Annotated in this window: 12 protein-coding genes and 1 other annotated feature; of the genes, 9 read left to right on the top strand and 3 right to left on the bottom strand. The window is 43.8% G+C overall.

The genetic code is table 11. The features are described 5' to 3' along the window. Positions 1-13: 13 nt before the first annotated feature. Positions 14-589 (bottom strand): helix-turn-helix transcriptional regulator, encoded by a 576-nt coding sequence (locus tag IGK14_RS14135; RefSeq protein ID WP_010750013.1) that lies wholly within the window; start codon positions 587-589, stop codon positions 14-16. 551 nt (positions 590-1140) lie between these two features. Here IGK14_RS14135 and IGK14_RS14130 point away from each other — a divergent pair. The 6 genes from IGK14_RS14130 (at position 1141) to IGK14_RS14105 (ending at position 6814) form a co-directional block, all read left to right on the top strand. Continuing rightward, positions 1141-1740 (top strand): MptD family putative ECF transporter S component, encoded by a 600-nt coding sequence (locus tag IGK14_RS14130; protein ID WP_010750012.1) that lies wholly within the window; start codon positions 1141-1143, stop codon positions 1738-1740. Continuing rightward, positions 1737-2438 (top strand): energy-coupling factor transporter transmembrane component T, encoded by a 702-nt coding sequence (locus IGK14_RS14125; RefSeq protein WP_010750011.1) that lies wholly within the window; start codon positions 1737-1739, stop codon positions 2436-2438. The genes IGK14_RS14130 and IGK14_RS14125 overlap by 4 nt, the downstream gene beginning before the upstream one ends. After that, positions 2435-3871, top strand: coding sequence for an ABC transporter ATP-binding protein (locus tag IGK14_RS14120; protein WP_010750010.1), 1437 nt, complete (start codon positions 2435-2437; stop codon positions 3869-3871). Before IGK14_RS14125 ends, IGK14_RS14120 begins: the two co-directional genes overlap by 4 nt. A 141-nt stretch (positions 3872-4012) precedes the next feature. Beyond that, entirely contained in the window at positions 4013-4720 is a 708-nt protein-coding gene (locus IGK14_RS14115; RefSeq protein ID WP_010750009.1) for a response regulator transcription factor, read from the top strand. Beyond that, positions 4710-6068, top strand: a complete 1359-nt coding sequence (locus IGK14_RS14110; RefSeq protein WP_010750008.1) for a sensor histidine kinase — start codon at positions 4710-4712, stop codon at positions 6066-6068. Before IGK14_RS14115 ends, IGK14_RS14110 begins: the two co-directional genes overlap by 11 nt. A 107-nt stretch (positions 6069-6175) precedes the next feature. Beyond that, positions 6176-6814, top strand: a complete 639-nt coding sequence (locus IGK14_RS14105; protein WP_010750007.1) for a PepSY domain-containing protein — start codon at positions 6176-6178, stop codon at positions 6812-6814. A gap of 68 nt (positions 6815-6882) precedes the next feature. On the opposite strand, the gene IGK14_RS14100 is transcribed toward IGK14_RS14105, so the two are convergent. Further along, the gene (locus IGK14_RS14100) at positions 6883-7053 is read right to left on the bottom strand and encodes a hypothetical protein (protein WP_008379536.1); all 171 of its coding nucleotides are present in this window, start codon (positions 7051-7053) and stop codon (positions 6883-6885) included. A gap of 90 nt (positions 7054-7143) precedes the next feature. Further along, positions 7144-7578, bottom strand: coding sequence for an acyl-CoA thioesterase (locus IGK14_RS14095; RefSeq protein ID WP_008379539.1), 435 nt, complete (start codon positions 7576-7578; stop codon positions 7144-7146). A gap of 189 nt (positions 7579-7767) precedes the next feature. Next, positions 7768-7975 (top strand) — a binding site (T-box leader). 532 nt (positions 7976-8507) lie between these two features. Here IGK14_RS14095 and hisS point away from each other — a divergent pair. The 3 genes from hisS to IGK14_RS14080 all read left to right on the top strand — a co-directional run bounded on the left by hisS (position 8508) and on the right by IGK14_RS14080 (position 12624). Continuing rightward, positions 8508-9806, top strand: a complete 1299-nt coding sequence (gene hisS, locus IGK14_RS14090; RefSeq protein ID WP_010750006.1) for a histidine--tRNA ligase — start codon at positions 8508-8510, stop codon at positions 9804-9806. A gap of 11 nt (positions 9807-9817) precedes the next feature. Next, a complete protein-coding gene (aspS, locus tag IGK14_RS14085; protein ID WP_438712507.1) occupies positions 9818-11593 on the top strand; it encodes an aspartate--tRNA ligase in 1776 nt (591 codons plus the stop codon). Between the two features lie 155 nt (positions 11594-11748). Then, positions 11749-12624 carry a YitT family protein gene (locus IGK14_RS14080; protein WP_010750004.1) on the top strand — a complete coding sequence of 292 codons (876 nt, stop codon included), beginning with the start codon at positions 11749-11751 and terminating at the stop codon, positions 12622-12624. Positions 12625-12804: the final 180 nt, after the last annotated feature.

The following is a 12804-nucleotide window of genomic DNA, read 5'->3' as shown; positions in this document are numbered from 1 at the left end:
CCTGTATTTTTTGTCAGCGCATCAGTAAATGCGGCAGTGTACTAAGCCATGCGATGATACCGACGATCAAGGTAAAAACCACGACGATGACTGCTGTTGAAAGGAAATCTTTTTTGACGTCGCGCTTTTTTCTAATGGCATCGAGGTCTTGATTTTCCATGAAGGCAACGATCTCTTTATACGTTTTGATATTTTGGGTTTTCTTGATTTTTTCGATCTTTAATGCGGCATACATGGAGACGAGCCAAAAACATAGAGGCGGGACAATCCACCAGTATCCGGGTAAATAAAGAGCAGGCCCAACAGAGAGTGCGGTCAATAGTATAAAAAGCAGCATCATTTTTGTGTAACGATCCATTTCTGTTTTCTCAATCGTTTCTTTCATTTGTTCAACATCCCCTTTGACTAATTCATCTAAAGAAACATCAAATAGAACACTGAGCAATAATAAATTGTGAACATCAGGATAGCTTTTTTCATTCTCCCAATTGGAGATCGTTTGTCGGGAGACATAGAGTTTTTCTGCCAGCCCTTCCTGAGAGAGACTTAATCGTTCCCGATGTTTTTTTATTTGTTTGCTTAAGTTCATTTTATCCGCTCCTTCTACCATTAGTTTAGGCCAATGTCTGCATTCTAACGATCAAATGTCTTTGACAATGCCTTGAAATCAAGTGTCAAAATGTTTTTACAGTTGGGTTTGGGGTGTTTACATAGCAGTACAGCGTTGATTTTCTTCCGTTAACAAGCGACGGTCAACTTGGTTATTGTTTTTTTATAGACATACCTGCTGGTTTCTAAAAAAAGAAAAAAGATGGCGAGTCTTTGCTGATTTTAAGTGTTTGTCCTTGTCTATTATTCATTAATTTCGCAAAGATGGGAAGAGGAGAAGACAACTAAGCGTGTGAAAGATTCATTTTTCCATTAGTGGATCTTTAAAGGTACCTGTGTGTTGAAATGGAGCCATTCAGAAGACACCTCTATTTGTTGGTTCTGTTTTAGAAGAAAATCGACTGTTGGTAAGCATATCACCCCATAAAAACGTCTGCTTTGTGCTATACTGAGGCTTTGTAAAAATAAGTTTGTACAAGCAAGCAGCAACGGTTTTTTCATTGATTGCTTGCAAGAAGGAGCGTATACGCAGTGAAAAAACTAAAGGTTCAAGATTTAATTGCAGTAGGGATCTATACAGCGATCTATTTTCTTTTAATGAGCGTCTGTCTATTGATTTTGCGTTTTGTGATCCCAGGTTTTCATAATTTATTTATTCCAGCAGTCACCGCTTTGTTTTCTGGCATTATCTATCTGATTTTATTGAATAAAGTACCGAAATTTGGCGCAATCACCATTATGGGTACCGTGGTAGGGCTCTTTTTTTTGATTTCAGGACATTTTCCATTGGCCTTTTTGCCCAATATGATTTGTGCCTTAGCAGCTGATTTGATCCAATACAAAACAAAGCTCAAAGGAAACGTTCGCGTACTGGCGAGTTATATCGTCTTTAGTTTTGGCTTGATGGGTCCGATCTTACCCCTGTGGTTTATGAAAAATGCCTACATCGATTCATTAGTGGCTCGTGGAAAAGATGAAACCTACATTGCCGGCGTGTTTGCTCATACCTCCAATTTGATGTTAGGGCTTTGTGCATTGGCGGTTTTGATTGGTGCGGTGGCTGGTTTAGGTATCGGCAGTCGCTTGATGGAAAAACATTTTCAACCAACGATCCAATCGCATAAAGGGTGAGGAATGTGTCGAAAACAAGGTTTGATCCCCGCAGCAAATTAGCGGTGATTCTCTTTGCTAGTTTTACTATGATGGTGACCATCAGCTGGATCGATGAGTTTGCCTTTGTCACTTTCTTGCTGCTGCTATTTATAGTCAGCGGCTTTTGGAAAAAAGGCTTGCTGCTCTATGGCGTGTTTGTCTTGCTGACAATGGCAGATAGTTTTTTGTTTCGCCAAGGCAACCACGTACTAATCGTGTTGCTGGATTTCTTTTCCGTCGGTTATCGCCGCTTATTGCCAACGATCATGGCGGCGGCTTTTGCCATTAGCGGGACGAAAAACAGTGAGTGGATGGCTGCGCTGCAAAAAATGCACGTGCCCAACGTATTATTAGTCCCGTTGGCAGTCTTATTTCGTTTTTTCCCCACACTGGTACAAGATTTCAAAAGTATTCGCCAAGCGATGCGCTTTCGCGGCATCTCGCTGTCGGCAGGATCGATCTTGCTTCATCCGCTGCAAAGTGCGGAGTATTTTTTGATCCCATTACTGATGTCGGCTGAAAAGACCGCAACCGAACTGTCCGCTACGGCCCTGGTTCGCGGGTTAGCATCAGAAATTCCCCATACCACCGTCCACGAACTGAAGCTGCGCTGGTGGGATGGCTTAGTCTTTTTAGCATTAGGCGGCTTTATCGTGAAAAGGATGTGGCTTGGATGATCACATTAGAACAAGTGTCAGTGAAACGAGAAAATCGGACCGTATTATCTGAGCTCTCTTTGACGGTCGCAGCTGGGGAAGTCATCGTTTTGTGCGGCGCTAGCGGCAGCGGAAAATCGACCTTGCTCAATGTTTTGAATGGCTTGATCCCTGAGCTGTATCCCGCCGAAGTGCAAGGAAAGATCCGTGTCGGAGAAACAGACTTGCCAGTTGCCGATTTCTCCCATTATGCCCAGACGATTGGCGTCGTCTTTCAAAACCCCAAGACGCAATTTTTCACCACGGATGTCTATTCGGAGTTGGCTTTTTCGATGGAAAATGCGGGCGTCGCACCAGAAAACATTCGGCAGCGAATCACCGAAGTAGCACAGCAGTTTTCCCTGACCCCATTGCTTGATGCTAGTGTCTTTGACCTATCTGGTGGGGAGAAGCAGCTGGTTGCTCTCGCTGCAGCCACGATGTTGCCCCATGATGTGTTCTTATTGGATGAGCCTTCCAGTAATTTGGATCAAGAAGCGATCCAAAAGTTGACTCAAGGATTGGCTTCTTTAAAACAACAAGGGAAAACCATTGTGATCGCCGAACACCGCTTGGTGTATTTGGCGCCACTGGCAGATCGCTTCTGTCTATTAGAAGCAGGACGATTGCGGGCGTCTTATCCAGCAGCTCAGCTTTTGTCACTATCAGAGGAGGCAATTCACGAGTTGGGATTGCGAAAAGTAGGCGAGGCGGCATTGGAAACTCAGCACTGCCGAGAATCTTTGCCAGAAAAGTCTGGATTAAGGGCAACGCATCTGCAGATCAAGCAATCGAAACGCTCAGCAAACAGCAGGAATTGGGCGCTCAACTTGCCTGAACTACAATTGCCGACGAAGCAAGCTGTGGGGATCGTTGGACCAAATGGTGCTGGCAAAAGTACGTTGGTGCAAGTCCTGTCAGGATTGAAAAAATGCCCAGAAGCAGTATTTGCCATCAATGGACAAAAGCGGACCCAAAAGCAGCTGCTGCAGGAAAGCTTTCTTGTGATGCAGGATGTGAACTTGCAGCTGTTTTTTGAAACGGTGGAAAAAGAGCTGCTGATCAAAGCCCAAAAACCAGCGCGTTTTGAAGAAATTGTCTCATTGTTGCACTTAACACCACTCCTTGCCCGACATCCGCAAAGCTTATCGGGTGGGGAAAAACAACGAGTTGCCATCGGCAGTGCCCTGCTTTCTGGTAAACGCTTGTTGTTTTTCGATGAACCAACGAGTGGGTTAGATTTGCAGCAAATGGAAGAAGTCGCAAAACTGTTGCGAACAGTTGCCAAAGAAGTTGATTTATTAGCGGTGATCAGTCATGATCGTGAGTTTTTAGCTGAAGCATGTCCTTACGTGCTTCAACTCCAACAAGGGGAACTCGTTGGCGCGTATCAGCTAGCAAAAAATATGGAATAAATGAAAGACGGAGTGGACCTTGGTTCATGCCGTCTTTTTTGTTCGAACATGAAAAAATCTTCATGATTTTTTTCTTTCAATCAGTTAGGAAGTTTCGAAAAAATCCGTTATGATAGAAGCAAAACAGGAGGAGGAGCGCATATGGCCTTGAAGATCTTGCTAGTAGAAGACGAAGAAAGTTTAGCCAGTTTTATTCAGACCGAATTGACTTTTGAGGGATATGACACGGTCTGGGCCAAAGATGGGCAAGAGGCATTGACCTTATTCAATCAGCAAGCAAATGTCTTTGATCTGATTTTATTGGATTGGATGCTGCCAATCTATGACGGCATCACAGTGGCGCGGCGGATACGTAAAGAAAGCGACATCCCGATTTTGATGATGACCGCCAGAAATCAAACCGCCGATGTGGTGACGGGGCTTGATGTCGGATTAGATGATTATTTAACGAAACCTTTTGAAATCGAAGAACTGTTTGCCAGAATTCGGGTAATCGAGCGACGGTTGCAACGAGAAGCCAAACAACAAAAGAACCAGCAAAACCAATTAGTGGCGGGGGAACTGATGATGGACATCGCCAAGCACTTGGTTCAGGTTGCCGGTGAAACCATTGAGTTGACGCCCAAAGAGTTTGGGATTTTATATGAATTGATGAAAGAACCCGAGGTAGTCAAAACGAGAGATGACCTGTTGAATGAGATTTGGGGCTATGAATACGACGGCCAAACGAATGTTGTAGATGTCTATATCCGCACACTGCGGAACAAGCTGGATGTTTGCGGCAAAGGCAAAATGATCGCAACCGTTCGTGGATTAGGCTATGTCTTGAGGACCGATCATGAAGAATAAATCAGCCAACCAACGTAGAAAAACAGCCCAATTTCAATTGACGAACCGCTTTTCCTTGATTCTCTTTGGTCTGCTGATTCTCTTCAATCTGTTGTTTATTTTATTATCCGTAGGTTATTTGTTTGAACATATCGAAAATCGTGCCAGCAACATCCTTGAAGCCATCGAAAAAGGTGAGGCATCAGGGGATGCCTGGGACTTTCTCGTCAATGCCTATGTCTCGGCAGATGAAGAAGACGCCCTGCAAGTGATCTTAGCCGATGGCAGTGTCGTTTCATCAGAAGATGCGGAAGAGATTTTTGCCGATATCAATCAAGGGCGAGTGATTCCTTTTCTCGAAGACATCGTTTTTACAGAGGAGGGCATCTATTACACGAAAACCCAAGAAGTCGATGGGGATCAGGTGACGATCGCTATCAATGGGGAGGATAGTGTGGAATTAGCCTATGGCCTCTTTATGATCAGCAGTTTCTTGAATCTGATCGCTGTTGTCGTGGGCAGTCTGCTGATTTATTGGAGTGTCGGGAAATGGAGTCAGAAGCTTACGGGTATGGCGCAAGAAATTGCTGCCATTGAACAAAGTCGAACAGGAGAACTGACGGTTTCTGAAGAGCCCATCGAGATTCGTTCGGTGGCATTGGCCTTTAATAAATTATTGAAAGAACAGCGAGAGACGATCGAGCGGGAAAAACGGTTCGTTGCCGATGCTTCCCATGAGCTGCGAACACCTTTAGCTGCGATTCGCGGACATGTCCAATTGATCCAGCGGCGTGGAACCAAACATCCCGAAGTCATTCCTTCCTCAATGGCGTTTATCGACAAAGAGTCGAAGCGTTTGGAAACATTGAGCAATCAATTGTTGGACCTAGAAAAAAATCAATCCCAAGATGAAATGACCTTTGTTGATGTTTCCCAGATCGTCCGAGAAGAGTGTGAAAAACAAGCGACGATCGTTCCGCAATCGATTGAATATTTTGTGGAGAACCAATGTATGAAACGTGGGCATAAACGTGACTTCCAGCAAATCATCCAAAACCTGTTAGAAAATGCCGCGAAGTATTCACCTGCCGATCAGCCGATTCATGTGACCTTGACGCAAGAGCAGAGACAGATGTCTTTGACCGTCGCCGATTTTGGCATTGGGATTCCCGATGATAAGAAAGCCTTGATTTTCGAACGGTTCTATCGAGTAGAAGATTCTCGTTCCAGCCAGATTGCTGGTTCAGGCATCGGGCTTTCACTGGTAAAACAGCTGGCAGACAAGTATCATGCCAAAATTACCGTGACAGACAATCAACCGCAAGGCAGTATCTTTAAACTTGCCTTTCCAAATGAAAGAGAAAGATGAAGATTTTTTTAGATTTTCTTCAAGCATTTTTGATTCTTTTTCATGAGGAACTTGTTATTCTAAATATATAGAAAAAAGGAATACACAAACAATTGGAGGAATGAAACATGAAAAAAACAACTATTTTATTCGGAATTGCCGCATTAGGATTATTGGCAGGATGTACACAAAACAACACTGGAAATTCAGAACCTGCGCAAAACAGCAGCTCAAGCACAGCAGTTGCCTCATCAAGTGAAACAACGTCGTCACAAGCAACAGACAGCTCTTCAAGCAGTGCAGCGATCGCCAATGGCGGCTTACCTACGGTGACCGTAGAAGAAGCGATCCAAATATTCCAAGACAAATACCCAGATGCAGCGATCACTTCGATTGATTTGGATACTTCTTTTGGCAATTACTTCTACCAAGTAGAAGGCGTGGATGACACGAATGAGTTTGAATTAAAGATCGATGCAGAAACCAAAGAAACTTCTGAAGAAAGAACGGAAAAATTGGATGCCGATGAACAAAACGGTGTCAAAAAAGATGCCGATCAATTGGACCTAACCAACTTGCTTTCATTGGAAGAAATTTCTGATATCGCCGTGAAAGAAGCTGGCGGTGGTCAAGCAACAGATTGGTCATTAGACAAAGAAATGAATGTAACTTATTGGGAAGTCAAAGTAGAAGATGGCAACAAACAAACAGATGTGAAAATCAATGCCCAAACAGGTGAAGTACTAGAAACCGAATTGGATGACTAATCCTGTTTCGCAGTAAAAAAGATAAGCCGCTATCGTCTATGCGCAAAAGACGATAACGGCTTATTTTTTTACGTATGCTGTTTGACTTCAGTTAACGGTTTGACGCGACCACCAATTTTATCTGCAAATGCTTCGGACTGCTTCCGATCTTCAAAGACCCATAACTTGTCTGGAATTTTTTCACGAGTGCGACGACCATCTTTGCCAATGTAACCATGCAAAACTTTAATCACGTACATCGCCATCATCCTTCCCTGAAATTACTTTTGATTATACGAAAGCCGTTTCAAAAAGCAAGGATTTTGACTTAAATGAGTGATCAGAATTGATTATTCCCCTGACAGGGCAGCATAATCAGCAAATCGTTGATGGATTTCAGGAAAACTACGCTTCAGCTGCACGATGCGATTGGTCTCTTTTGCTAAAAAACAATGCTTTGAAGTCCCCGTCGTTGCCAACTGACCATCACTAGTTTTGTAGATCTCATAGCGAAAATCCAAACGCGTGCCAGTATATTTGTCGACCAAAACATCGATTCGCACCTCATCTTCGTAACGAATCATCGTTTTGTATTGCGCACTGACTTCCAGCACGGGAACGATCAAGCCCGCTTCTTCGATGGTATGATACGGTAAATCCAAAAACGCGAGTAATTCCACGCGGGCTTCTTCAAACCAGCGGATATAATTGGCGTGATGGATGATCGCCATTTGATCGGTCTCATAGTAGTGTGGTTGACGGATATAGCCTGAATATAAAGACATAAAAACAGCTCCTTTCATAGAAACAAAACCTTCGTTATTCAGCATAACGCAAAAAGGAAGAAAAGCAAACAGAAGGAGAGCTTCTTTGCGTTGGCCACTAGAGAAAATGCTACTAGAGAGCAGCGGAGTGAAAAAGACAGTGAAACACCTTGACTTTTTCATAGCTTTCTTGTAGTTTATAGATAATATCAAAAATCAGTGAAGGATCGAGTACTTTATTCTATTCCTTAAAAGAGAAAACTGCCCCGGCTGAAAGCAGTTTAGGACGTGTAAAGGAAAGACAATCTGGAGATGAACAGAAGAAAAGCTGTTCCGTGACCGAGCGTTAATCGAGCGAAGGAGAAGAACATTTCTCGAATTTAGGTGGTACCGCGTGTAATCAAAACTCGCCCTTGTATAAAAAACAAGGGCGAGTTTTTTGCTGTGAATCACTGCGACTGGTCCGCAAAGCGGAACAGAGCAGATGATGAACAGTACTAGGCGACCACAGGGAGCGTAGTAACCGAACTAGAAATCACAATGATTGGCTTGCGGAGCAAGACAGAATAGATGATGAACAGTACTAGGCGACGGTAGGGAGCGTAGTAACCAAACTAGGAATCACAATGATTGGCTTGCGGAGCAAGACAGAATAGATGATGAACAGTACTAGGCGACGTAGGGAGCGTAGTAACCAAACTAGGAATCACGTTGATTGACGCAGGAAGTGAGAAATGAAAGCTGTACCTGGCATTTTTGCTTTGTTCAATTGCAGTCGAAGCCAACGAAACCATGACCAGCAACCAACGGCAAAGAGCGCAATAACCCAAAAGTCAAACACGAGAACAACCCACCCACATCAATGAGCAACAAGCAATAGGTGAATAAGCAAACAAGCAATGAAAGCAAAGAACATGGGCAACCATGAAACAAATAGGAGGATGCATACGATGAGTTACCAACGTCCAAAAGGAACCAACGATATTTTGCCAGGAGAATCCGAAAAATGGCAATTTGTGGAAGAAACAGCACGCTTAGTGTTTCGCGATTATCAATTCAACGAAATTCGGACACCGATTTTTGAGCACTTTGAAGTGATCGCCCGCAGTGTCGGGGACACAACGGATATCGTTTCAAAAGAAATGTATGATTTCTACGATAAAGGAGAGCGTCATGTGACGTTGCGTCCAGAAGGCACCGCACCGATCGCTCGTTCTTATGTCGAAAACAAACTATTCGGACCAGAACATACGAAGCCTTATAAAGTGTTTTACATGGGACCAATGTTCCGTTATGAACGTCCGCAAAAAGGCCGTTTGCGTCAATTCCACCAAATCGGTGTCGAAGTTTTCGGTTCAGCAAATCCAGCGACCGATGTTGAGACAATGGCGATGGCAATGGATTTTTATCGTCAATTAGGACTGAGTCAATTGCGCTTGGTCATCAATTCATTAGGCGATAAAGAAACACGCCAAAACTATCGGCAAGCGTTGATCGATTATCTAGCGCCCCATGAAGCGGAGCTTAGTGAGGATTCAAAACGCCGCTTGCATGAAAATCCTTTGCGGGTCCTTGACAGCAAGGACAAGCGAGACCAAAAATTCGTGGCGGATGCACCATCGATCCTAGACTACTTAACACCAGATGCCAAGGCACATTTTGAAACCGTAACGAGTATGCTGGATGCGTTGGAGATCCCTTATGAGATCGATTCAAATATGGTGCGCGGTCTGGATTATTATACCCACACGATTTTTGAGATCATGAGTGATGCACCAAAAATGGGGGCGCAAGCCACCATCTGTGCCGGCGGTCGTTACAATCATTTAGTGGAAGAGCTAGGCGGACCAGAAACACCTGGTTTTGGTTTTGCTTTAGGGATCGAACGTTTATTGATCACTATGGAAGCCGAAGAAGTTGTGATTCCTGCTTTGAATGAGTTAGATGCGTATGTGGTTGGTTTGGGACAAGAAACCAATTTAGAAGCGTTGAAAGTCGTGCAAGCGATTCGTAATTTCGGTTTTTCTGCCGATCGTGATTTCATGGATCGTAAAGCCAAAGCCCAGTTTAAATCTGCTGATAAACAAGGAGCACGGTTGGTTCTGACTCTAGGCGAAACAGAATTAGCAGAACAAGTGATCAATATCAAATCCATGGCAAGCCGTGAAGAAAAACAATTTTCGTTAGCGGATCTTTATGCCCGCTTCGATGAGATCTACGATGAAATGACAACCAAAATGTTTGAGTGAGGAGAAAAAGAATGACAAAACGTACAGTATATTGCGGGTTAGTAAATGAGACCCATTTAAACCAGACAGTAACTCTAAAAGGCTGGGTGCAAAAGCGCCGTGACTTAGGGGGCGTGATCTTTATTGACTTGCGCGACCGAGAAGGGATCGTGCAAATCGTCTTCAATCCTGAGGTTTCGAAAGAAGCCTGGGAAATCGCGGACAAATGCCGCAGTGAATATGTGTTAGAAGTAACAGGTCAAGTCATCAATCGTGCACCAGAAGCCATCAATCCGAAAATGGTGACAGGTGCCTATGAAGTGATGATCAGCGAAATCACGATTTTAAACACTGCAAAAACACCAGCCTTCTTGATTGAAGATGATCAAACCGTTGGCGATGAGATTCGCATGAAATACCGTTATTTAGACTTGCGTCGTCCAAAAATGACGAACAACATCGTGATGCGGGCGAAAACGACGCAAGCGATCCGCAATTTCTTAGATACGAACGACTTCTTGGATATCGAAACACCTTATCTAGGAAAATCAACACCAGAGGGTGCGCGGGATTATTTGGTTCCTTCACGGATCTATCCAGGTCATTTCTATGCGTTGCCGCAATCACCACAAATTTTTAAACAGTTATTGATGGGTGCTGGCTTCGATCGCTACTATCAAATCGTACGTTGCTTCCGTGACGAAGATTTGCGGGGCGACCGTCAACCAGAATTTACCCAAGTCGATATCGAAACCTCTTTCTTGACGGCAGAAGAAATCCAAACCTATACGGAAGAGCTGTTGGCAAAAGTGATGCGAGAAGTCAAAGGCATCGAAGTTACCTTGCCATTCCCACGGATGACCTATGATGAGGCAATGGGACGCTACGGCAGTGACAAACCAGATACACGGTTTGACATGGAGCTTATCGACTTATCAAAAGTTGTGAAAGACGTTGATTTTAAAGTCTTCCAAATGGCTCTTGAAAAAGGCGGCGTTGTGAAAGTCTTGAACGCCAAAGGGGCTGCAGACAAATACTCCAGAAAAGACATGGACAATCTAGGCCATTACGCTGGTCAATTTGGTGCCAAAGGATTGGCATGGGTCAAAGTTGAAGAAGATGGATTGAAAGGACCGATCGCTAAATTCTTGACAGAAGCGACCGACGCGATCATTGCAGCAGCCAATGCGGAAGTTGGCGATATTCTGATGTTTGGTGCCGATTCCTTTGAGATCGTTTCAGCAACATTGGGGGCGATCCGTAATAAATTAGGAAAAGAATTAGGCTTGATCGACGAGAGCAAATTCAACTTCCTATGGGTCACTGACTGGCCGCAATTTGAATACGATGAAGAAGCAGGCCGCTACGTTTCTGCTCACCATCCATTCACATTGCCAAAAGAAAGCGATCTGCCGTTGTTAACGACAGACCCTTCAAAAGTCTATGCGCAAGCCTACGATATCGTGCTAAACGGTTACGAGCTAGGTGGCGGATCATTGCGTATCCATACACGGGAAGTGCAAGAGCAAATGTTTGAAGCGCTAGGCTTCTCACGTCGCGAGATGCAAAATCAATTTGGCTTCTTATTGGATGCTTTGGATTATGGGTTCCCACCACATGGCGGCATCGCCCTTGGGTTAGACCGATTAGTGATGCTCTTGGCTGGCGAAGAAAACATTCGCGAAGTCATTGCTTTCCCTAAAAATGGGAAAGCAGCTGATCCAATGTCTCAAGCGCCAAGTACCGTTTCGCCAATGCAATTGTTTGACTTGAACATCGATGTAACAACGGTTGAAGAAAACGAATAAGCGTTAAACCATGATGAAATGAGTGATGAAATAGAAATTGGTGAATGAATGAAAAAAGTTCATGAGAATTCATCCATTTCTTTCATTGCTCGTTTCTTTTTTTATGAGCTGAAGTATAATAAAGGCAAATCAAAAAAGTGAGGCTATGAAATGCAATGACTCCTCTGTTTAAATGGCTCCCTCATCCAGAATACGCCAACAAACTTTCGTTTTCGATCGTCTATGCGCTGCTGGCATCGATTGCGGTTAATTTCTTCTATCAACCAGGTAATATTTATTCCAGCGGCATTACGGGTGTCGCTCAGATCATCACCACGATCTCAAGAGAAGGGCTCGGATTTTATATCCCCTTGTCCCTTGCGCTATTATTGTTGAATGTGCCATTATTTTTTCTAGGTTGGTTTAAGATCGGCCACAAGTTTACGATTTTTACTGGAATTACTGTTTTACTCACCTCCTTATTCGTGCAAATTTTGCCCGAAGAAACCGTTACGACGGACCCGATGATCTGTGCGATTTTCGGTGGTGCCATCAACGGGGTGGGGATCGGCTACGCCTTGAAGAATGGTCTTTCTTCAGGAGGGCTGGATTTTGTCAGCATTGCCATCCGCAAACGGACAGGGAAGACGATCGGCTCGATATCGATTTTCTTTAACATTGTTATTTTGTTCGCCGCAGGGATCTTGTTTGGCTGGCAATATGCGTTGTATAGTGCGATCGCGATTTTTGTCAGTGGAAAAGTGACGGATGCGGTCTTTACGAAGCAAAAGAAAATGCAGGTGACGATCATCACCCGCAACCCAGAAGAAGTCATTCAAACGATCCAAAAACATATGCGGCGAGGGATTACCATCATCAATGAAGCCGAAGGGGCGTACAAGCATGACAAACAAACGGTTTTGCTGACGGTAGTGACACGCTTTGAACTGCCGATGCTGCGCAGTGCCATGAAAGAAGCCGATCCAAAAGCCTTTGTCAGTATTGCAGAAAATGTCCAGATTTTGGGTCGCTTTTATGAAGAAGAACTGTGAAAAAGGAGTTGAAAAAAGTATTTCTTTATAGAAGTACTTTTTTTTCGCCAAAAATTAATTTTTTTGAAATATAGCAGATGTTGCTAGCTTTATATGGGGGATTTCTGGTAAATTATGAGAGTATGGAATCAATAGCGTTCATGCTGAAATTGTTTTTTTATGAAACAATTGGATCAATTA

It is taken from the genome of Enterococcus sp. DIV0970a, from assembly GCF_051711265.1.
Classification (GTDB): Bacteria; Bacillota; Bacilli; order Lactobacillales; family Enterococcaceae; genus Enterococcus_D; species Enterococcus_D casseliflavus.
The sequence above is the reverse complement of the archived record's forward strand: the minus strand, read 5'-3'. Positions and strand labels throughout refer to the sequence as shown.